The 19,328-nt window shown below is 68.8% G+C and carries 21 protein-coding genes; 15 read left to right on the forward strand and 6 right to left on the reverse strand.

Annotation, left to right across the window (positions count from 1 at the left end; all coding sequences use genetic code 11):
* Positions 1–34: 34 nt before the first annotated feature.
* From pafA to RHCRD62_RS08995, 7 genes are all read left to right on the forward strand, one after another.
* Complete coding sequence (gene pafA, locus RHCRD62_RS08965) at positions 35–1,393, forward strand: Pup--protein ligase (protein WP_212744312.1); 1,359 nt, start codon at positions 35–37, stop codon at positions 1,391–1,393.
* Between the two features lie 26 nt (positions 1,394–1,419).
* Positions 1,420–2,406 carry a helix-turn-helix transcriptional regulator gene (locus RHCRD62_RS08970; RefSeq protein ID WP_050064317.1) on the forward strand — a complete coding sequence of 329 codons (987 nt, stop codon included), beginning with the start codon at positions 1,420–1,422 and terminating at the stop codon, positions 2,404–2,406.
* Entirely contained in the window at positions 2,403–3,371 is a 969-nt protein-coding gene (locus RHCRD62_RS08975; protein ID WP_050064318.1) for a helix-turn-helix transcriptional regulator, read from the forward strand. The genes RHCRD62_RS08970 and RHCRD62_RS08975 overlap by 4 nt, the downstream gene beginning before the upstream one ends.
* A 72-nt stretch (positions 3,372–3,443) precedes the next feature.
* Positions 3,444–3,695: a Sec-independent protein translocase subunit TatA gene (tatA, locus tag RHCRD62_RS08980; RefSeq protein WP_050064319.1), complete on the forward strand. Its 252-nt coding sequence runs from the start codon at positions 3,444–3,446 to the stop codon at positions 3,693–3,695.
* 71 nt (positions 3,696–3,766) lie between these two features.
* Positions 3,767–4,714 (forward strand): twin-arginine translocase subunit TatC, encoded by a 948-nt coding sequence (gene tatC, locus RHCRD62_RS08985; RefSeq protein ID WP_050064320.1) that lies wholly within the window; start codon positions 3,767–3,769, stop codon positions 4,712–4,714.
* 65 nt (positions 4,715–4,779) lie between these two features.
* On the forward strand, positions 4,780–7,470 hold the full coding sequence (locus RHCRD62_RS08990; protein ID WP_050064321.1) for a DEAD/DEAH box helicase: 2,691 nt from the start codon (positions 4,780–4,782) through the stop codon (positions 7,468–7,470).
* Positions 7,471–7,609: 139 nt separating this feature from the next.
* Positions 7,610–8,389, forward strand: a complete 780-nt coding sequence (locus tag RHCRD62_RS08995; RefSeq protein WP_084734149.1) for a DUF4333 domain-containing protein — start codon at positions 7,610–7,612, stop codon at positions 8,387–8,389.
* 3 nt (positions 8,390–8,392) lie between these two features.
* On the opposite strand, the gene RHCRD62_RS09000 is transcribed toward RHCRD62_RS08995, so the two are convergent.
* The gene (locus tag RHCRD62_RS09000; protein WP_050064563.1) at positions 8,393–9,340 is read right to left on the reverse strand and encodes a 5'-3' exonuclease; all 948 of its coding nucleotides are present in this window, start codon (positions 9,338–9,340) and stop codon (positions 8,393–8,395) included.
* A 38-nt stretch (positions 9,341–9,378) separates the two neighbouring features.
* On the opposite strand from RHCRD62_RS09000, the gene RHCRD62_RS09005 reads away from it, so the two are divergent.
* The gene (locus tag RHCRD62_RS09005) at positions 9,379–10,521 is read left to right on the forward strand and encodes a M24 family metallopeptidase (protein ID WP_050064322.1); all 1,143 of its coding nucleotides are present in this window, start codon (positions 9,379–9,381) and stop codon (positions 10,519–10,521) included.
* A gap of 81 nt (positions 10,522–10,602) precedes the next feature.
* Positions 10,603–11,559, forward strand: a complete 957-nt coding sequence (locus tag RHCRD62_RS09010; protein ID WP_050064323.1) for a R2-like ligand-binding oxidase — start codon at positions 10,603–10,605, stop codon at positions 11,557–11,559.
* A gap of 4 nt (positions 11,560–11,563) precedes the next feature.
* Here RHCRD62_RS09010 and RHCRD62_RS09015 read toward each other — a convergent pair whose 3' ends face one another.
* Together RHCRD62_RS09015 and RHCRD62_RS09020 are read right to left on the reverse strand one after the other, a co-directional pair.
* Positions 11,564–12,016: a hypothetical protein gene (locus tag RHCRD62_RS09015; RefSeq protein ID WP_050064324.1), complete on the reverse strand. Its 453-nt coding sequence runs from the start codon at positions 12,014–12,016 to the stop codon at positions 11,564–11,566.
* A gap of 85 nt (positions 12,017–12,101) precedes the next feature.
* The gene (locus tag RHCRD62_RS09020) at positions 12,102–12,515 is read right to left on the reverse strand and encodes a pyridoxamine 5'-phosphate oxidase family protein (RefSeq protein WP_050064325.1); all 414 of its coding nucleotides are present in this window, start codon (positions 12,513–12,515) and stop codon (positions 12,102–12,104) included.
* Between the two features lie 30 nt (positions 12,516–12,545).
* Between RHCRD62_RS09020 and RHCRD62_RS09025 the strand changes: the two genes are divergently transcribed.
* From RHCRD62_RS09025 to RHCRD62_RS09045, 5 genes are read left to right on the forward strand one after another with little or no spacing between them, the layout of a single operon-like run.
* A complete protein-coding gene (locus tag RHCRD62_RS09025) occupies positions 12,546–13,283 on the forward strand; it encodes a decaprenylphospho-beta-D-erythro-pentofuranosid-2-ulose 2-reductase (protein ID WP_050064326.1) in 738 nt (245 codons plus the stop codon).
* 23 nt (positions 13,284–13,306) lie between these two features.
* Positions 13,307–14,518, forward strand: a complete 1,212-nt coding sequence (locus RHCRD62_RS09030; RefSeq protein WP_050064564.1) for a bifunctional cobalt-precorrin-7 (C(5))-methyltransferase/cobalt-precorrin-6B (C(15))-methyltransferase — start codon at positions 13,307–13,309, stop codon at positions 14,516–14,518.
* Positions 14,515–15,264, forward strand: coding sequence for a precorrin-4 C(11)-methyltransferase (gene cobM, locus RHCRD62_RS09035; RefSeq protein WP_050064327.1), 750 nt, complete (start codon positions 14,515–14,517; stop codon positions 15,262–15,264). The genes RHCRD62_RS09030 and cobM overlap by 4 nt, the downstream gene beginning before the upstream one ends.
* Entirely contained in the window at positions 15,264–15,998 is a 735-nt protein-coding gene (locus RHCRD62_RS09040) for a cobalt-precorrin-6A reductase (protein ID WP_050064328.1), read from the forward strand. The genes cobM and RHCRD62_RS09040 overlap by 1 nt, the downstream gene beginning before the upstream one ends.
* A gap of 36 nt (positions 15,999–16,034) precedes the next feature.
* Entirely contained in the window at positions 16,035–16,247 is a 213-nt protein-coding gene (locus tag RHCRD62_RS09045; RefSeq protein WP_050064565.1) for a DUF4287 domain-containing protein, read from the forward strand.
* Positions 16,248–16,260: 13 nt separating this feature from the next.
* Here the strand turns inward: RHCRD62_RS09045 and RHCRD62_RS09050 are convergent, their stop codons facing one another.
* Entirely contained in the window at positions 16,261–17,514 is a 1,254-nt protein-coding gene (locus RHCRD62_RS09050; protein WP_050064566.1) for an RNA polymerase sigma factor, read from the reverse strand.
* Positions 17,515–17,572: 58 nt separating this feature from the next.
* Positions 17,573–17,929, reverse strand: coding sequence for a YciI family protein (locus tag RHCRD62_RS09055; RefSeq protein WP_050064329.1), 357 nt, complete (start codon positions 17,927–17,929; stop codon positions 17,573–17,575).
* A 207-nt stretch (positions 17,930–18,136) separates the two neighbouring features.
* Between RHCRD62_RS09055 and RHCRD62_RS25415 the strand changes: the two genes are divergently transcribed.
* Positions 18,137–18,436, forward strand: coding sequence for a hypothetical protein (locus RHCRD62_RS25415; protein ID WP_084734150.1), 300 nt, complete (start codon positions 18,137–18,139; stop codon positions 18,434–18,436).
* A 129-nt stretch (positions 18,437–18,565) separates the two neighbouring features.
* On the opposite strand, the gene RHCRD62_RS09065 is transcribed toward RHCRD62_RS25415, so the two are convergent.
* Positions 18,566–19,225, reverse strand: coding sequence for a hypothetical protein (locus RHCRD62_RS09065; protein WP_157050846.1), 660 nt, complete (start codon positions 19,223–19,225; stop codon positions 18,566–18,568).
* Between the last annotated feature and the right edge of the window lie 103 nt (positions 19,226–19,328).

The following is a 19,328-nucleotide window of genomic DNA, read 5'->3' on the forward strand; positions in this document are numbered from 1 at the left end:
GTGACTGAGGCGTTCCGCGCTGTACTGTCGAAGTGTGGAGCGACGAATCATGGGAATTGAGACCGAGTTCGGTGTCACCTGCACCTTCCACGGTCACCGGAGACTGAGCCCGGACGAGGTTGCGCGGTACCTGTTCCGGCGTGTCGTGTCGTGGGGACGAAGCTCCAACGTGTTCCTGAGGAACGGTGCACGCCTGTATCTGGACGTCGGATCCCATCCGGAGTACGCGACGGCGGAGTGCGACGGACTCGTGCAGCTCGTGACGCACGACCGCGCCGGTGAGCGCGTCCTCGAGGATCTTCTCGTCGACGCGGAGCAGCGGCTCGCCGAAGAGGGCATCGGCGGCGACATCTACCTTTTCAAGAACAACACCGATTCGGCGGGCAACTCGTACGGCTGCCATGAGAACTTCCTCGTGGTTCGTGCAGGTGAGTTCTCCCGCATCTCGGACGTGTTGTTGCCTTTCCTAGTGACGCGTCAGCTGATCTGCGGAGCGGGCAAGGTGCTACAGACCCCGAAGTCCGCGACGTTCTGCCTGTCCCAGCGCGCCGAGCACATCTGGGAGGGCGTGTCGTCCGCGACGACTCGTTCCCGGCCGATCATCAACACTCGCGACGAACCGCATGCGGATGCGGAGAAGTACCGCCGGCTGCACGTCATCGTCGGTGACTCCAACATGTCCGAGACCACCACGATGCTCAAGGTCGGGACGGCGTCGCTGGTGCTGGAGATGATCGAGGCGGGCGTCTCGTTCCGGGACTTCGCCCTGGACAATCCGATTCGCGCGATCCGCGAGGTCAGCCACGACCTGACCGGACGTCGGCCGGTTCGCCTCGCAGGCGGGCGGCAGGCCAGTGCGCTCGACATCCAGCGCGAGTACCACGCGCGGGCCGTCGAGCACCTGCACAATCGTGAGCCCGATCCGCAGGTGGCCGCGGTGGTGGAACTGTGGGGCCGCGTGCTCGACGCCGTGGAGTCGCAGGACTTCGCGAAGGTCGACACCGAGGTCGACTGGGTGATCAAGCGCAAGTTGTTCCAGCGGTACCAGGACAAGCACAACCTGGAGCTGGCGGACCCGAAGATCGCGCAACTCGATCTGGCGTACCACGACATCAAGCGCGGGCGCGGGGTGTTCGATCTGCTGCAGCGCAAGGGACTCGCGAAGCGGGTCACCGAAGACGAGCAGATCGACGCCGCGGTGAACGTGCCGCCGCAGACGACGCGGGCGAAGCTGCGCGGCGACTTCATCGCGGCGGCCCAGGACGCCGGGCGCGACTTCACCGTCGACTGGGTGCACCTCAAGCTCAACGATCAGGCCCAGCGAACGGTGCTGTGCAAGGACCCGTTCCGGTCGGTCGACGAACGAGTGGAGAGGCTCATCGCGTCGATGTGAGGGGCGTGCCGTTAGGCTGCTGATCCGTGGCGACCAGCAAAGTCGAACGGTTGATGAATCTTGTCATCTGCCTGCTCGCGACCCGGCAATTCGTGACTGCGGACAAGATCCGCGAGAGTGTCGCGGGGTACCAGGACTCGGCAAGTTCCGAGGCGTTCAGTCGGATGTTCGAGCGGGACAAGAGTGAACTGCGCGACCTCGGGGTTCCGCTCGAGACGGGGCCCGCTGCAGGTTTCACCTCCGCCGAGGGGTACCGGATCAATCTGGAGGCGTACGCGCTCCCGGAGATCGATCTGACGAGCGAGGAGTCCGCCGCGGTGGCGATTGCGCTGCGGCTGCTGGAATCGCCGGAGATGACGTCGGCGGCGCAGGGAGCGGTACTCAAGCTCAGGGCCGCGGGTGTCGTCGTCGACCAGGAGTCGGCGTCCGCACTCGTCACCGCGTTGCCTGCCAGGAGCCGGGGGTCCGAACCCGCACTCGACAGCGTGTTGTCGGCGATCGAGGCCGGGCGTGCCATCCGGTTCGAGCATCGACCTGCGCCCAACGCGCCGTTCGCTACCCGCACCGTCGAACCGTGGGGTGTGGTCACTCACGACGGCCGGTGGTACGTGGTCGGGCACGATGTCGATCGCGGCGCGCCGCGCACGTTCCGGCTGTCTCGGATCGCGGAGCCGGTGGTCGCGGTCGGTCCCGCCGGAGTGGTGCACAAGCCGGCCGGGACGGATCTGCGCGACATCGTCGGGCGGGCGGTTGGGACAGCCGGTGTGTCGGGGACGGCGACGGTGTGGGTTCGGGACGGGCGCGCGCAGGGTGTGCGGCGCCTCGGCAAGCCGGTGCGGTCGGCGACGATCGGCGGCGAAGGGGGAGTGGTGTTCGAGGTACCGGTTCGGTCGAGGGATTGGCTGGCTCGGCTCATCGCGGGATACGGAGCCGATGCGGTGGTGATCGAGCCCGCTGCACTTCGGGACGACGTCATCGCGCGCCTGACCGTCGCCGCGGGAGAGACCCGATGAGCCAGCGGTTGTCCCTGCGTCTCACGCGGTTGCTGAACATGGTGCCGTACTTCGTTGCGAACCCGGGGATCACGAAGAGCGAGGCCGCGGCCGAGCTCGGCGTCACCGTCGCGCAGTTGACGACCGACCTCGAACAGCTCTGGGTGTGCGGGCTCCCGGGTTACGGGCCCGGCGACCTCATCGACCTGTCCTTCGAAGAAGAGACCATCGAGGTCACCTTCTCCGCGGGCATCGACCGTCCGCTGCGGCTGACGTCGACGGAGGCGACGGCGCTGCTTGTGGCATTGCGTGCCCTCGGCGAGCTGCCGGGGACGGCGGACCCGACGTCGGTGCAGGGCGCGATCGCGAAGATCGAGTCGGCCGCCGGTGTCGCGGCAGGCGGGGTGGTGACGCGTTCCGCTGTCGAGTCGGACCCGGAGAACCCGGTCGTCGCGACGGTGCGTGCGGCGGTCCGGCACGGGCGGGCGCTGGACATCACCTATTTCTCGGCATCCCGGGACGCGGTGACGCGTCGCGTCGTCGATCCGATCCGGGTGGTGCTGGTCGACAACCACAGCTACCTGCAGGCGTGGTGCAGGCAGGCCGACGGCGTCCGACTGTTCCGGTACGACCGGATCGACGAGGCCACCGAGCTGGACGAGGCTGCCAGCGTCCCCGCATCCGCCTACGACGATTCGTCGTCTCTCGACCTGTTCCAGGACGACGACACGCTCCCGCAGGCGCGGTTGCTGATCGCTCCCGACCACGCCTGGGTGCTCGATTACTACCCGATGACGGACCTCGTCGTGCGGGACGACGGCAGTGTCGAGGCATCGATGAGGTTCGCTTCCCCCTCCTGGATGGCCCGTCTCATGGCAGGATTCGGCGCGGGAATCCGAGTCCTCGGCCCGCCTGAATTGTCCGAGTCGGTACGTGTGCGAGCCCGTGCGGCACTTGCGGCGTACCAGCAGGCGATCGAGGGTTGATTCACAGCATTCCCCAGCGCCGCTCCTGACTGGGTCCGGTAGCATCGAGACAACCGATTTCTGGAGGTAAAAATGGGTGCCATGAGCTGGCAGCATTGGCTGATCGTGGCCGTCGTCGTCATCGTTCTCTTCGGCTCGAAGAAGCTGCCCGACGCCGCCCGCGGACTGGGCCGTTCGCTGCGGATCTTCAAGAGCGAAGTCAAGGAGATGCAGAACGACGGAACGCCCGCGCCGGAGCAGGCCCCCGCCGCGCAGCTTCCCGCAACCCCGCAGGTGCAGCAGCCGGCGGTCACCGAGACCGTCACCGAGACCAAGGCCTCGTAACCAGACCCACCGGGTGGTCGGGGGCGCGCGGCGCCCCCGACCACGGCTGAGCAGAACCAGGGCCCGAATCAGTGCGAATCCCCTTCGACCCGCGGCGCAGCAGGCGCCGGGTCAACCCCGACGGCACGATGTCGTTGATCGACCACCTGTACGAGTTGCGTACACGGTTGCTGTGGTCACTTCTTGCGATCGCGGTGACCACTGCCTTCGGGTTCTTCTGGTACTCGCACCAACTCTTCGGCATCGAGAGCCTGGGCGACATCCTCCGCGGGCCGTACTGTTCGCTACCGCCGGAGTCACGGGCCGAGCTGACCTCCGACGGTGCGTGCCGGCTTCTCGCGACCGGGCCGTTCGAACAGTTCATGCTCCGGTTCAAGGTCGCGTTCACCGCGGGCGTCGTGATGGCCTGCCCGATCTGGCTGTACCACATCTGGGCGTTCATCACCCCGGGCCTGCACAGCAAGGAACGGCGATACGCGATCGGGTTCGTCACCTCGGCGGCCACCCTCTTCGTTGCAGGCGCGCTCCTCGCCTACCTGGTGGTGTCGAAGGCACTGCACTTCCTGCTCACGATCGGTGGCGACGTACAGGTCACGGCCCTGAGTGGTAATGAGTACTTCAGCTTCCTGATCAACCTCCTGATCATCTTCGGCGTCAGCTTCGAGATCCCGTTGCTGATCGTCGCGCTCAACTTCGTCGGTGTGCTCAGCTACGAGAAGCTCAAGGCATGGCGCCGCGGACTGATCATGGCGCTGTTCGTCTTCGCGGCGGTGTTCACGCCCGGTCAGGATCCGTTCTCGATGCTCGCGCTGGCCGTGGCACTGACCGTCCTGCTGGAGGTCGCGATCCAGGTGGCCCGACTCAACGACAGGCGCAAGGCACGCAAGGACGCGGCGGCGGAATGGGCCGAGCTCGACGACGACGAGGCATCGCCGCTCGACACCTCGGTGTCCCCGGTGGGCGCCACGTCGGACATCGGATCCCCGACCCGCGTCAACGACTACTCGGACACCCTGTAGCAGTCCGCGGCGCACCCGGCGCGGGCCTGTCGGCCGCGGTGCGTCCCGATCGATAGCCTGACGGGGTGGAACTCGACCTCTTCACCGCGCAGTTGAGCTTTCCCCTGGACGGGTTCCAGGTGGAGGCGTGCCGAGCACTCGAATCCGGGCACGGCGTCCTGGTGTGCGCTCCGACCGGTGCGGGCAAGACGGTGATCGGCGAGTTCGCCGTTCACCTCGCGCTCGTGTCCGGCCGCAAGTGCTTCTACACGACGCCGATCAAGGCGCTCAGCAACCAGAAGTACGCGGATCTCGTCGAGAGGTACGGCAAGAACTCCGTCGGCCTGCTCACCGGTGACGTCAGCATCAACTCCGACGCGCCGGTCGTGGTGATGACCACCGAGGTGCTCCGCAACATGCTCTACGCGAATTCGCCGACCCTGCGCGGACTCTCGCATGTCGTCATGGACGAGGTGCACTACCTCGCGGACCGGTTCCGCGGCGCGGTGTGGGAAGAGGTGATCCTGCACCTGCCGGACGATGTTCGGCTGGTGAGCCTGTCGGCGACGGTGAGCAACGCGGAGGAGTTCGGGGCCTGGATGGAGACCGTCCGCGGCGACACCGAGATCGTCGTCGACGAGGTACGGCCCATTCCGCTGTGGCAGCACATGATGGTGGGCCGTCGGCTCTTCGACCTGTTCGACACGACCGCGCAGGACGCGGATCCGGAGGCTCGGCTGGTCATCGACCGGGACCTGGTTCGGTATCTCAAGCAGCGGCTGGCACTCGACCGGCACGAGTCGTGGCAGCCCCGCGGACGGGGTCGCGGATCGGCGCCGAGCTCCGGTAGCCGACCCTTGCCGCGGCCCGAGGTGATCGCCCGGCTCGACGACGAGGGACTGCTGCCCGCGATCACGTTCATCTTCAGTCGCGCGGGATGCGATGCCGCGGTCGCCCAGTGTCTGCGGTCGAAGCTGCGCCTGACGACCGAGGAGCAGGCCGGCGAGATCGCCGCGATCATCGACAAGCACACCGGCGCGCTCCCGAAGCACGACCTGTCGGTGCTCGGGTACTGGGAGTGGAGGGAAGGCCTCGAACGGGGCATCGCGGGGCACCACGCGGGGATGCTGCCCGCGTTCCGGCACACCGTCGAGGAACTGTTCGTCAAGGGTCTGGTCCGCGCGGTGTTCGCGACGGAAACCCTCGCACTCGGCATCAACATGCCCGCCCGGACCGTTGTCCTCGAGCGACTCGTGAAGTTCAACGGCGAAACGCACGCGGAGTTGACTCCGGGTGAGTACACGCAGCTCACCGGGCGGGCCGGCCGCCGCGGTATCGATGTCGAGGGGCACGCCGTCGTCCTGTGGCAGCCCGGCGTCGAGGCCACGGAGGTGGCCGGCCTCGCGTCGACTCGCACGTTCCCGCTACGCAGCTCGTTCCGACCGTCGTACAACATGTCGATCAATCTGATCGACCGGATGGGCGCCTCCGATGCGCGCGCGCTGCTGGAGCGGTCGTTCGCGCAGTTCCAGGCGGACCGGTCCGTGGTCGGGATGGTCCGTTCGATCGAGAAGGACGAGAAGGCACTCGCCGAACTGCGGGAACAGCTCGGCGGCGCCGATAGCGAGTTCTTCGAGTACGCGCAGTTGCGTGAGCGGGTACGGAATCGGGAGCGGCAACTCGAACGTCAGGGGCGGACCGACCGGCGAGGCGAGGCGGTCGAGGCGTTGACGGCTCTCCGTCGCGGCGACGTCATCGGGATCCCGACGGGTCGCCGTACCGGACTCGCCGTCGTCCTCGAACCGGACCACGACAGAATTGATCCGCGTCCGCTGGTGTTGACCGAGGACAAGTGGGCGGGACGCATCTCCGCAGCCGACTTCCCGACGCCCGCAAAGGCGTTGGGCACCATGCGGTTGCCTCGCCACGTGCAGCACCGCACCGCCCGCACCCGACGCGATCTCGCGTCGGCTCTGCGCAGCACGGGAATCGTTGCGCCGACCCGGTACTCGAAACGCAAGTCCCCAGCCGCGAGCGACCGGGAGTTGGCAACGTTGCGGCGGGCACTGCGGGATCATCCCGGTCACACGGCACCGGATCGGGAGCGCCTGAGCCGAATCGGCGAGCGCTACAACCGACTTGCCCGTGAGATCGACAGCAAGCGGCAGAAGGTCGCGGCGACGACGAACTCGCTGGCCCGGACGTTCGATCGAATCCTGCGACTGCTCGCCGAGCGCGGCTACACCGACGCCGACGGCGGCGTCACCGAGAACGGTCACCGCCTCATGCGGCTGTACTCGGAGAGCGATCTGCTGGTGGCGGAATGCCTGCGACACGGAACGTGGAAGGGGCTGGCTCCTGCAGAGCTCGCCGGGGTCGTGTCGGCGTTGGTGTTCGAGTCCAGGCAGGACGCGGCGACAGCGGATCGGGGTCCGACGGCGCCTCTTCAACGAGCACTCGGGGAGACGGTGCGACTGTGGTCGGCACTGCGCACCGACGAGGTCGGGCACAAGCTGCCGCTGACGAGGGAGCCCGACTTCGGCTTCGTCACGGCGATACACATGTGGGCGCGCGGTGAACCCCTCGTGGACACCCTTCTCGCCGCGGGGGATCGCGGCCAGGCGCTGTCGGCGGGCGATTTCGTGCGGTGGTGCAGGCAGGTGATCGACCTGCTGGACCAGGTTCACCAGACCGCGCCGGATCCGGAGGTGCGGTCGGCGGCGGCGAAGGCGGTTGGTGCGATCCGCCGCGGGGTCGTGGCCGTGGACGCAGCCTGAATCGCAGTGGCTGTCGGTCGGCGGCGCCCGAACGGCGAAGATGTGGTTGTATTCCGAATTGTTCTGCCGCGATCCCAGGGGGGCGGCGTGACGGGTGACGTACGCGTGAGCGGCGGGAAGCGGGAAGTGGAGGCAGGACATGAGTGACGACACGACGGGTCCGGAGGGCGCGGGAAACCCGGAGGCGAATCCCTCGGCGCAGCACCCTCAGCAGCAGGCGTGGGGTCTGCAGGCCTGGACCGATCAGCCGGGGCAGCCCCAGCAGTACGGGGCTCCGCAGCAGTACGGTGCCCCGCAGTACGGTCAGTATCCGCAGGCTCCTCAGCAGGGCCAGTACCCGGCGCCGGGCCAGTATCCGCAGGCACCGCAGTACCAGGGCTACCCGCAGGAGCAGCCTCAGCAGCAACCCGCATACGGTCAGCAGCCGCCTGCCTATGGGCAGCAGTATCCCGCGTACGGTCAGCAGTTCCCTGGCCAGCCGCAACCGGGTCAGCAGCAGCCTCAACCCGGACAGCCTCAACCGGGTCCGTTCCCGCAGGCATTCGGGCAGTACCCGAACGGTGCATACCCGAATCAGTTCCCGGCGGCCGCTCCGAAGTCGAAGACTCCGCTGTGGATCGGGCTCGGTGCGGCAGCGGCCCTCGTGGTTGTGGTCGTGGTGCTGGTGCTCGCCGTCAGCGGGGTGTTCTCCGGAAGCAAGACGCTCGACAGCGACGCCGCGGAACAGGGCGTGACGGACGTCCTGACGGGGTACCAGTTCACCGGCATCGAGGACGTCGACTGCCCGTCGGGTCAGAAGGTTGTCGAAGGTGCGAGTTTCACCTGCTCACTGACGGTGGAGGGCACTCCGCAGGAGGTCAAGGTGACCTTCACCGACGACGAGGGAACCTACGAGGTGAGTCGACCGACCTCCAAGTGACGCCTACCGCGCCGCTGCCATCGCCGCGGTGAGTCGACCGAGCGAGGTTCCGATGTTCAGGTCGTCGGCGAGTGCGGCCAGGCGATCCTGGTCGTGAGGTGTCGCGGGAAGGCCGTCGGGTCCGGAGAGCTCGACCGGGGCGTCGACGGCCACCCGCACCACGGGGAGCGCGGCGTCGAGGTAGTCGGCGGATGCGGCGAGTTTCGCGCGAACACCCTTGGCCAGACCCGATTCCGGGTCGTCGACGGCGGCGCGGAGTGCGTCCACCGACCCGTACTGCAGAAGCAGTGTCGACGCGGTCTTCTCTCCGACGCCCTTGACGCCCGGTAGGCCGTCCGACGGGTCACCGCGCAGCAGGGCGAGTTCGGCGTATCCGGGTCCCGGGCGATCGGCGGGGACACCGTACTTCTCGGCGACCTCGACCGGTCCGAACAGTTCGGCCTTGGACAGTCCACGTCCGACGTAGAGCACCCGGACCGGCACGGGTTCGTCGGCGACGACCTGCAGCAGGTCGCGGTCGCCGCTGACGACGACGACGGTGTCGTCGCGTTCGTGGGCGGCGAGGGTGCCGAGGACGTCGTCGGCCTCGAATCCGACTGCCCCGGCCGTGGCTATGCCCGCCGCGGCGAGCACGTCCATGATCATGTCGACCTGCGGGGTGAGGGTGTCGGGGACCTCCTCGACGTCCGGTCCCGCGGCGAACTCCTCGGCGACGCGGTGCGCCTTGTAGGACGGCACGAGGTCGACCCGGAACTGGGGGCGCCAGTCCAGATCGAGGCACACGACGAGCCTGCCGGGCTGGTGGCGGGTGATCAGTGACGCGACCATGTCGGTGAATCCGCGGACGGCGTTGACAGGTCGGCCGTCCTTCGCCGTGAAGGATTCGGGGAGTGCGTAATACGCGCGGAACCACAGGCTCGCGCCGTCGAGGAGCAGGAGGGGTCCGGTCATGCCGCCCATCCTGCCAAAGACCACTAGCCTTGACTGTCATGAGTGCACAGAGCGCGTCCCCCGCACGCTTCCCGACTGCCGTCTATGCCGACCGCCTGCGCCGCGCCGCGGAGCTGACGGCCGCGTCCGGGCTGGACGCGCTGCTCATCACTCCGGGCCCGGACCTGAAGTACCTGGTGGGGTCGGGCGCTGAGTCGTTCGAGCGGCTGACCTGTCTGGTGATTCCGGCGGACGGATCGTCGCCCGCGGTGGTCGTTCCGACGCTCGAGCTCGCCGGTCTCGGAGAGTCGGCGGTCGCGGATCTGGGATTGCCGGTTCACGACTGGGTGGACGGGGTCGATCCGTACGGTGTGGTCGGGTCGCTCCTGCCGAGGCCAGGGCGCACGGCGGTCGCGGAGGCGATGCCCGCGCTGCACGTGATCCCGTTGACGACGGCGCTGGGTGCGCCGCCCGTCCTCGCAACAGGGGTGTTGCGGGAACTCCGCATGGTGAAGGACGACGCGGAGATCGACGCGCTGCGGCGCGCGGGGGCGGCGATCGACCGGGTGCACGCGCGGATGGCGGAGTGGCTGCGCGCCGGGCGGACCGAGGCGCAGGTCGCCGACGACATCGCGGCGGCGATCGTGGAGGAGGGCCACACGGGTGCCGAGTTCGTGATCGTCGGGTCGGGCCCGCACGGAGCAGACCCGCACCACGAGGTGTCGGATCGGGTCATCGAGGCCGGTGACGTGGTGGTGATCGACATCGGCGGTCCCGTTGCGCCGGGATACAACTCGGACAGCACCCGGACGTACAGCATCGGCGAGCCGTCGGCGGAGGTCGCGGCGAAGGTCGCGATCCTCGAACGCGCGCAGCAGGCCGCGGTGGACGCGGTGCGGCCGGGCGTGACGGCGGAATCGGTGGACGTGGCGGCGCGCAGCGTCCTCGCCGCCGAGGGGTTGGCCGAGGTGTTCGTGCATCGCACGGGTCACGGGATCGGCCTGTCGGTGCACGAGGAGCCGTACATCGTGGCGGGCAACCGCATCGAACTCGCGGAGGGGATGGCGTTCAGCATCGAGCCGGGCATCTACTTCCGTGGGGTCTGGGGTGCCCGGATCGAGGACATCGTGGTGGTGACCGCTGACGGCTGCGAGGCGATGAACCTTCGTCCGCACGGGTTGACGGTGTTGCCTGCGAATTGAGGGTCGCGGATACGCGGTGACGGCCGCGACGGGGCATAGGGTGTGAGGTGGACCACACCCATACCCGTGAGGACGTGCCCCATGACCACGACATCACCGCACCGCGAGGGATTCGGATCGATCCGGTCCGGCGGACTGAACTGGGATTCGTTTCCGCTGCGCCTGTTCGTCAAGGGCAACGCGCACTTCTGGGACCCGATGTCGGTGGACTTCGGAAAGGACGCCGAGGACTGGGCGGGGCTGACGAGCGAGCAGCAGCGCAGCGCCACCTACCTGTGCACCCAGTTCATCGCAGGTGAGGAGGCCGTCACCGAGGACATCCAGCCGTTCATGCGGGCGATGTCCTCGGAGGGCCGGCTCGGTGACGAGATGTACCTGACGCAGTTCTGCTTCGAAGAGGCGAAGCACACGCAGATCTTCCGGCTGTGGATGGACGCGGTGGGGTTGACCGGCGACCTGCACCCGTACGTTGCCGAGAATCCCTACTACCGGCAGCTGTTCTACGAGGAACTGCCCGGTTCGCTGCGCATCCTGGAGACGGATCCGAGCCCGGCGAACCAGGTGCGGGCGTCGGTCACCTACAACCACGTCATCGAGGGCAGCCTCGCTCTGACCGGGTACTACGCCTGGCAGAAGGTGTGTACGGAATGGAACATCCTGCCCGGCATGCAGGAGTTGATCCGGCTGATCGGCAACGACGAACGTCGCCACATGGCGTGGGGAACCTTCACCTGCCGCAGACACGTCGCCGCCGACGACCGGAACTGGGAGGTCGTGCAGCAGCGGATGACGGAACTCATGCCATTGGCTCTCGGCATGATCAACTGGGTCAACGAGCAGTTCGAGGTACAGCCGTTCGGCCTGGACAACGACGAGTTCGTCGCGTACGCCGCCGACCGGGCGCAACGTCGGCTCGGCGCGATCGAGTCCGCACGCGGTCGCCCGGTCGAGGAGATCGATCTCGACTACAGCCCCGAGGTTCTCGAGGACCGCTTCGGGCAGGAGGATGCCGCGGCGTTCGCGGACGCCCGGAAGTGACGCGTCAGGCGATGAAGTTGCCGAATGTCGGGTTCGACTGGCACAGCGGCATGCTGCCGAGGTTGATCGATCCGAACACCGTGGCCATGACGTTGCCGCGTCCGGTGTACACCGTCTTCGAGTAGTAGGGGTAGGCGCCTTCGAGGTTCGCGATCCCGTTCTGCCCGGTGTCGAAGTTGATCCACGCGACGGTGACCTGGCCTGCCGCCGGAATGGGCGGTGCGGCGGGGAACGTCTGGAAGCGGATCTCGCCTGGGTTGATGCCCGGTTCGGGCCCGGACTGTCCGGTGGCTCCTGTCAGCGACATCAGGCTGCCCTGGTTGGGGCAACCGATGGTCAGGGCGGGCGGTCCGAACGGGTGGGGTGGAAGGGCGTTCGCGGGAGCCGCGGCGAGCAGGCCCGCCACGGTCGCTCCGGCCAGGATGAAAGCTCGTGTCGCCGTGCGTCGAATGCTCATTGCTCGTCCTCGGGTCGAGATCCCGCAATCTGCGCAACTGATCCGTTCAACACTATGCCCGCAGCGGTGCCGGAGTCGAGGGCCGTCAGCGGCCCAGCAGTCCCGCCACGCCCAGGACCCGACCGACGCTGATCTCGATGACCACCCGGGTCGGGTTCTCCCGCGGCTGCCGGTAGCGGCCGGCGTACCGGGTGACCGCCTCTGCGACGTCGCCGGGATCGGAACTGACCCGCGCCTTCCCCTCCAGCGTCAACCACCGCGGGCCGTCCACCTGCGTCACGGCGGCGTACCCGCCGCGTTCCGCGTTGAGGGCCTTCTGGGATCCGCCGTTGGTGATGACGCGGACCAACGACCGTTCGGGATCCCAGGTGAACCCGACCGCGACAACATGGGGTGTGCCGTCGCGCCGGAGCGTCGTCAGCGATGCGAGGTGTCGGTCGGTGAGGAAGTCCTGTGCGTCGGGAGTCAGATCCGTCGGGTCGGTGGGGGTGCGAGCCATGCGCTGAGGCTAGTCGCGCACACTGGAGGGATGGGTATGGGATCGGTGGTTGTCCTCGGTGGGCGCAGCGAGATAGGTCTCGAGGTCGCGACGCGGCTCGCGTCGGGTCGGCCGGTGGTCCTGGCCGCGCGGCGCAGCGATCAGCTCACCGACGAGCGCGCCGCCGTGGAAGCGGCGGGCGCGACCGCGGTGCACACCGTCGAATTCGACGCGGACCGCCTCGACGACCACTCCCGTGCGCTGTCGGAGATCGCGGAGCTCGGCCCGATTGACACGGTGGTCCTGGCGTTCGGTGTTCTCGGCGATCAGGCTCGCGCCGAAACCGACGCGCAGCACGCTGTGGCCGTCGTGCACACCGACTTCGTCGCGCAGGTGTCGGTGCTGACGCATCTCGCCCAGTTGCTGCGGGCACAGGGTTCGGGCCGGATCGTGGTGTTCTCGTCCGTTGCCGGTGCCCGGGTTCGCCGCGCCAACTACGTGTACGGCTCGGCGAAGGCCGGCCTGGACGGGTTCGCCAGCGGGCTTTCCGACGCGCTGCACGGAAGCGGGGTGTCGCTGTTGCTGGTGCGTCCCGGGTTCGTGATCGGCCGGATGACGGAAGGGATGAGTCCGGCGCCGATGTCGAGGACGGCCGGTCAGGTCGCGGACGCCGTCGCGGCGGCGCTCGGCAAGGGACGGACTCGGGTGTGGGTGCCGGGTCTCCTGCGGCCCGCGATCGTCGTGATGCGAGTGCTGCCGCAGGCGATCTGGCGCCGGATGCCACGGTGATGGGACATCACAACACTGCGCTGATGGGGCACCCGGTCACCGTCGTCGGTATCGGTGCCGACGGGTGGGACGGGTTGTCACGGTCCGCGTGCCGCGCCCTCGAGGACGCCGAGGTGCTGTTCGGCTCGGCCCGTCAGCTCGACCTCGTTCCCGGTGACACCGAGCGGGTGCCGTGGCCGTCGCCGCTGGTGCCCGCGCTGCCCGGCCTGTTCGAGCGGTACGACGGCCGGCGGATCGGTGTGCTCGCCAGCGGGGATCCGATGTTCCACGGCATCGGAGTGACCCTGGTGAACCTGCTCGGCGCCGACCGGGTGCGGGTCATCGCGCATCCGTCGTCGGTGTCGTTGGCGTGCGCGCGACTGGGATGGGCGCTGCACGAGGCGCCCGTGGTCTCGCTGGTGACGGCCCCGGTAGCCGTCCTGCTGCCGCACCTCGCGGACGGCCGCCGACTGCTCGTCCTCGCCCGCGATCAGCACACTCCCATCGCCGTCGTGGAACTGTTGCGTGACAACGGTTTCCGCGACACCGAGATCACTCTCCTCGAGCAGCTCGGCGGCCCGCTCGAAACGGTCGTGTCCGGGACCGCCGACACCTGGACCCGCGCCCCGGGGGACCCGCTGAACGTCCTCGCCCTCGACTGCCGCCGCGACGCGGGTTCCGTCCGCCGCACCCGCACCCCCGGACTGCCCGACGACTCGTTCGAGTCGGACGGTCAGCTGACCAAGCAGGAGGTGCGGGCGTTGACCGTCGCCGCGCTCGCTCCCGAACCCGGTGAGCTGCTGTGGGACGTCGGAGGCGGCTCGGGCAGCATCGCCATCGAGTGGATGCGCACCGACCCGACCTGCCGGGCCATCGGGTTCGAGCGCGACGAGATGCGGCGATCGCGGATCACCGCCAACGCGTCCCGGCTCGGGGTTCCGGGGCTCGACGTGCGCGGCGCCGCACCCGACGCTCTCGCAGACGCGCCGACGCCGGACGCGATCTTCCTCGGCGGCGGCGTCACCGCGCCCGGCGTGTTCGATTCCTGCTGGGACGCACTGCCGGTCGGCGGACGGATGGTCGTCAACGCGGTCACCGCCGAGTCCGAGGCGCTGCTGCTCCGCTGGCACGCCGCGCACGGCGGCGCGTTGCGCAAGTTCCAGATCTACCGGGGTTCCGCGCTCGGCGGGTTCACCGCCTGGCGGCCCCAGCTGCCGGTCGCCCAGTGGGTCGTGACGAAGGAGAACATGCAGTGACGGTGCGATTCATCGGTGCCGGACCGGGCGCCGCAGACCTGATCACGCTGCGCGGCGCGCGGATCATCGGGGAGAGCCCGGTGTGCCTGTACGCGGGGAGCCTGGTGCCGACCGAACTGCTCGAGATGTGCCCCGACGGGGCGGAGGTCGTCGACACCGCCCGTCTGAGCCTCGACGAGATCACCGACCGTCTCGTCGCCGCGCACCGCGCCGGAAAGGACGTGGCGCGTCTGCACTCCGGCGACCCGTCGATCTACAGCGCGGTCGCCGAACAGGTGCGCAGGCTCGAGGCGGCGGACGTCGACTACGAGATCGTGCCGGGGGTGCCCGCGTTCGCGGCGGCGGCCGCGACGCTGGGCCGGGAGCTGACGGTGCCGGGGGTCGCGCAGTCGATCGTCCTGACCCGCGTGTCGACGCTGTCGACGGCGATGCCCGACGGCGAGGACATCGCGACGTTCGGCGCGAGTGGGGCGACGCTGGTGATCCACCTCGCCGCGCACCGCATCGATCAGGTCGTGGACGAGCTGCGCGGCCCGTACGGCGGCGATTGCCCGGTCGCGGTGGTCGCGTTCGCCAGCCGTCCCGACGAGATCGTGCTGCGTGGGACCGTGGATTCGATTGCGGCACAGGTCCACGACGCCGGCGTCACGAAGACCGCGGTCATCGTGGTCGGTCGGGTGCTCGGTGCGGCCGGCTTCCCGGACAGCTACCTGTACTCGGCCACCCGCAGTCGCGTCACCCACTGATGCGGCGGGTCCTGATTCTCGGCGGCACGTCCGAGGGTCGCGCGCTGGCCGCCGCTCTGGCAGAGGAGCCGGACGTCGCGGTGGTGTCGTCGCTGGCCGGCCGGGTGCGCAACCCCCGGCTCCCGGTCGGCGAGGTGCGCGTCGGCGGTTTCGGCGGTGTCGACGGGCTGGCGGACTGGTTGCGTGACAACGACATCGATGCCGTGGTCGACGCGACGCACCCGTTCGCGTCGCGGATCACCGGGAACGCCGACGCTGCTTCGCGCCGTGTCGACGTCCCGCTGCTGGTGCTACGTCGCCCCGAATGGGTGGCGGGACCGGGGGACCGGTGGACGACGGTCGCGTCGCTCCAGGACGCCGCGGCTGTCCTGCCCGCGGACGCGCGGGTGCTGCTGACCATCGGCAGGCAGGGCGTCGACGCCTTCGTCGACTCGCCGGGCTGGTTCCTGATCCGGGCGATCGATCCGCCGACCGTTGCGGTACCACCGCACGGTGAGGTACTACTCGCCCGCGGACCGTTCGCCGTCGACGACGAAGTAGCGCTGATGCGGGAGAACCGCATCGACGTCGTCGTGACCAAGAACAGTGGGGGAGCGCTGACGTCGGCGAAGCTCGACGCGGCCCGACGACTCGGCCTACCGGTGGTGATGGTGGCCCGCACCGCGATTCCCGAGGGCGCGGCATCGACCGCGGACGTCGACGAGGCGACCGACTGGGCAGCCGGCCGCGCCTGAGAGCCCGTGTCGGAGGTCGCCGCTAGCCTCGGCGTCATGACAGAACCGGTGAAGGGCCCCGCGTCGTATTTCCCGTCGATCGAGAAGAAGTACGGCAAACCGATCAGCGAATGGCAGGCGCTGATCCGTGCGTCCGATCTGACCAAGCACATGGAGTTGGTCGCCTGGCTCAAGTCTGAGCACGGGCTCGGTCACGGGCACGCGAATGCGCTTGTCGCGCACACGTTGCAGGAGGACGCGGCGGGCTGAACCAGCCCGAGCGTCACGACGGGTTCGCGGCGGCGGCGCGGCGCAAGAGCAGGTCGCGTTCCCGCGCGTTCTGCGTCAGCTCCGCGGCGCGGGTGAACTCGGCGCGGGCGTCGTCGTGGCGACCGAGCTCGACGAGAAGGTCGCCGCGCACGCTGGGCAACAGGTGATAGTGGCGCAGCGCGGGGTCGTCGGCGAGCGCGTCGACGATGACCAACGCGGCCTCCGGGCCGTCGGATCTCGCCACCGCGACCGCTCGGTTCAGCGCGACGACGGGGGACGGTGTCAGCACGTACAGCCGCGCGTACAGGGCCGCGATCGCGGACCAGTCGGTGTCCTCGTAGTCGGTGGCGCGGGCATGGCAGGCGGCGATCGCCGCCTGGAGGCAGTAGGGGCCCGCCCAGCCCGGTCCGCGGCGCCGCCCGACGCCCCCGGCCGTGTCGAGGGACTCCATTCCGAGGCGGATCAGCAGCCGGTTCCAGCGGGAACGGTCCTGGTCCGCGAGCAGCACCGCCGCGCCGTCGGGGTCGGTGCGGGTGGACATGCGGGACGCCTGCAGGCTCAGCAGCGACAACAGTCCGTGCACCTCGGGCTCGTCCGGCATCAACGCCGCCAGCACTCGCGCGAGCCGCAGCGCGTCCTCGCAGAGCGCGGGCCGCAGCAGGTCGTCGCCTGCGGTCGCCGAGTAGCCCTCGTTGAACACCAGATAGACGACCTCGAGGACCGACGCCAGCCGGGCGGCGCGTGCGGCACCCACCGGTACCTCGAACGGCACCTGCGCCGCGGCGAGGGTCTTCTTGGCACGCACGATGCGCTGCGCCACGGTGGACTGCGACGCGAGGACCGCCCGGGCGATCTCGTCGGTGGTGAGACCGCCGAGCAGGCGCAGCGTCAACGCGATCCGGGCCTGCGTGGACAGGACGGGATGGCAGGCCACGAAGATCAGCCGCAGCAGGTCGTCGTCGATGTCGTCGGGGTCCGGTGTCGGCGGTGCCACGTCGTCGAGTCCGTGACCCACCTCGGCGAGCTTGCGCTGGTAGTTCTGCTCGCGCCGCACCACGTCGACGGCGCGGCGGCGGGCGATGGTGATCAGCCAGGCGTCGGGGTTGTCCGGGATGCCGGTGACCGGCCACTGCTCGAGTGCCGAGACGAGGGCGTCCTGCGCGATCTCCTCCGCGAGCCCGACGTCGCGGACAATGCGGGCCGCGGCCGCGACGACCCGAGGTGACGAGATTCGGAAGACCGTCTCGATCGTGTCGTCCACCGGCAGCGCCCCCACGACTTCCGATGACAGCAAAGTCGTGGGGGCGCAGTCAAGAGCGGTGATGTCAGCCCTCCGCGATCTCACGCACTTCGAGGGTGACGGTCCAGTAGTCCTCGTGGACCTGCAGGAACCGGCGCGACCATTCCAACGCTTCGGCCTTGTCCCGGCACTGCATGATCGCGTAGCCGCCGACGACCTCCTTGCTTTCGGTGAACGGCCCGTCGGTGTAGCTGAGTTCGCCGCCCGACCAGGTGATGCGGGTGCCCTCCGAGCTCGGCGTCAGGCCCTGGGTCTCGAGCATGACACCGGCCTTGGTGACCTCCTCGATGAGGGCGCCCATGCGTTCCATCAGTTCGGGGCTCGGCCCGTCGGCTGGGGCGGTGCGCTCGTCGACCTTGATGAGGGACAGGTAGCGGGGCATGACGACTCCTCGGGTTCGGGTTCTGCGGACGGGGTCTTTCCCCGTGCTACCTGTGAGTCGAACGGGACCCACGCGGAATCGACACGGCCGCGAGGAAATCTTCGAGAGCATGCCCCGCCGCCGTGGTGCGTCGCCGGTTGTGGGGTCTCGTGTGGGCGCCTACCGTCGAGATCGAACGGCCTGACCCCGAAACGGGAGGAGTGCCCCGTGACCACCCCCGAGCATCATCCGCACACCGACCACGAGCACGTGCACGGACCGGGCTGCGGCCACGTGTCGGTGCCGCACGGCGACCACGTCGACTATGCCCACGACGGCCACCTCCACCGCGTGCACGGCGACCACGTCGACGAGTGCGAGTCGTCCGAACACATCGTGCACGACACCCACGAGCACCACCACGGCGACGGCTGCGGGCATGTCGCGGTTCCGCACGGCGACCACGTCGACTACGTGCATGACGGGCATCGGCACGCCGAGCACGGCGACCACTACGACGAGCACTGACGCGGAGCGTCACGATCGGCACCCGCGGGGTACGTCACGATCGGCACCCGCGCGAGGTGCCGGGCTGCGGATCAGCCCGAGTGGCGTGGTTCGCAACACCACTCGGGCGTGAATGAGCGCTCCGTGTGATCAGTTCGATGCCGCCCCCAGGCTGCCGAATCCGAGGCCGGGTTCGATGTCGGAGCTGCCGGCGGGACTGGGAATCGTCAGATTCGGACTGAATGTCCCCCGGGCCAGCCACTCCTTCGTCTCGGAGATGCCCGTGGCCGCGAAGGTGACACCGATGTCGCCGGAGTTTCTCCGCAAGACGTTGTAGTCGACATCCAGGCGAATCCACCCGCGCCGGTTCCCCAGATCCGGGAAGGACCATCCTTCGTCGGGAGCGGTGAAGGTGACGGCACCACGGAGGGTGTCGACCGTGCCCGTGAGCTCGACGGACGGTCCGTTGCCGGAGTCGATCGCCTGTTCGAAGCGCAGTTCGGCCTTCTTGAAGACGAGGCCCTGGGGTGCATAGTGGGTGATCTTGGTCAGTGCCCGCTCCGGATCGCCGTTGACGGAGAAGTAGGTCGTGATCCTGGTGGGCGCGCCCAGCTTGTCGATGGTTCCGTTCCACTCCTGACGGACGTCGATGTTTTCGACGGTGTCGACGGCGGAGAACCCGTCGGAGGCGCACTCGAGCCCCGAGTCTGCCGCAGTGCATGCACTTGCGGTCCCGGCGCCGACCGTTGCACCGCCGATCACCGTCGCGGCCGCAAGCAGCACCGCACCCATCCCATTCCGAACCGACATGTCTGATCTCCTCCCCATTTGGAAGCGGGTGCGACGAAGGATGTCGCACCCGCACGAACCAGCCAAGGGTAGGGCACAAAACAGACTCTCGGGTATGGAATTC

The sequence above is a fragment of the Rhodococcus sp. RD6.2 genome, assembly GCF_001040705.1.
In the GTDB taxonomy this organism is placed as follows: domain Bacteria; phylum Actinomycetota; class Actinomycetes; order Mycobacteriales; family Mycobacteriaceae; genus Rhodococcus_G.

Bases quoted from the DNA above. Each gene is read 5' to 3' on its own strand.
- RHCRD62_RS08975 (WP_050064318.1), top strand. From the start codon at position 2,403: ATGAGCCAGCGGTTGTCCCTGCGTCTCACGCGGTTGCTGAACATGGTG.
- tatA (WP_050064319.1), top strand. From the start codon at position 3,444: ATGGGTGCCATGAGCTGGCAGCATTGGCTGATCGTGGCCGTCGTCGTC.
- RHCRD62_RS08995 (WP_084734149.1), top strand. From the start codon at position 7,610: ATGAGTGACGACACGACGGGTCCGGAGGGCGCGGGAAACCCGGAGGCG.
- RHCRD62_RS09000 (WP_050064563.1), bottom strand. From the start codon at position 9,340: ATGACCGGACCCCTCCTGCTCCTCGACGGCGCGAGCCTGTGGTTCCGC.
- RHCRD62_RS09005 (WP_050064322.1), top strand. From the start codon at position 9,379: ATGAGTGCACAGAGCGCGTCCCCCGCACGCTTCCCGACTGCCGTCTAT.
- RHCRD62_RS09010 (WP_050064323.1), top strand. From the start codon at position 10,603: ATGACCACGACATCACCGCACCGCGAGGGATTCGGATCGATCCGGTCC.
- RHCRD62_RS09015 (WP_050064324.1), bottom strand. From the start codon at position 12,016: ATGAGCATTCGACGCACGGCGACACGAGCTTTCATCCTGGCCGGAGCG.
- RHCRD62_RS09020 (WP_050064325.1), bottom strand. From the start codon at position 12,515: ATGGCTCGCACCCCCACCGACCCGACGGATCTGACTCCCGACGCACAG.
- RHCRD62_RS09025 (WP_050064326.1), top strand. From the start codon at position 12,546: ATGGGTATGGGATCGGTGGTTGTCCTCGGTGGGCGCAGCGAGATAGGT.
- RHCRD62_RS09030 (WP_050064564.1), top strand. From the start codon at position 13,307: ATGGGGCACCCGGTCACCGTCGTCGGTATCGGTGCCGACGGGTGGGAC.
- RHCRD62_RS09040 (WP_050064328.1), top strand. From the start codon at position 15,264: ATGCGGCGGGTCCTGATTCTCGGCGGCACGTCCGAGGGTCGCGCGCTG.
- RHCRD62_RS09045 (WP_050064565.1), top strand. From the start codon at position 16,035: ATGACAGAACCGGTGAAGGGCCCCGCGTCGTATTTCCCGTCGATCGAG.
- RHCRD62_RS09055 (WP_050064329.1), bottom strand. From the start codon at position 17,929: ATGCCCCGCTACCTGTCCCTCATCAAGGTCGACGAGCGCACCGCCCCA.
- RHCRD62_RS09065 (WP_157050846.1), bottom strand. From the start codon at position 19,225: ATGTCGGTTCGGAATGGGATGGGTGCGGTGCTGCTTGCGGCCGCGACG.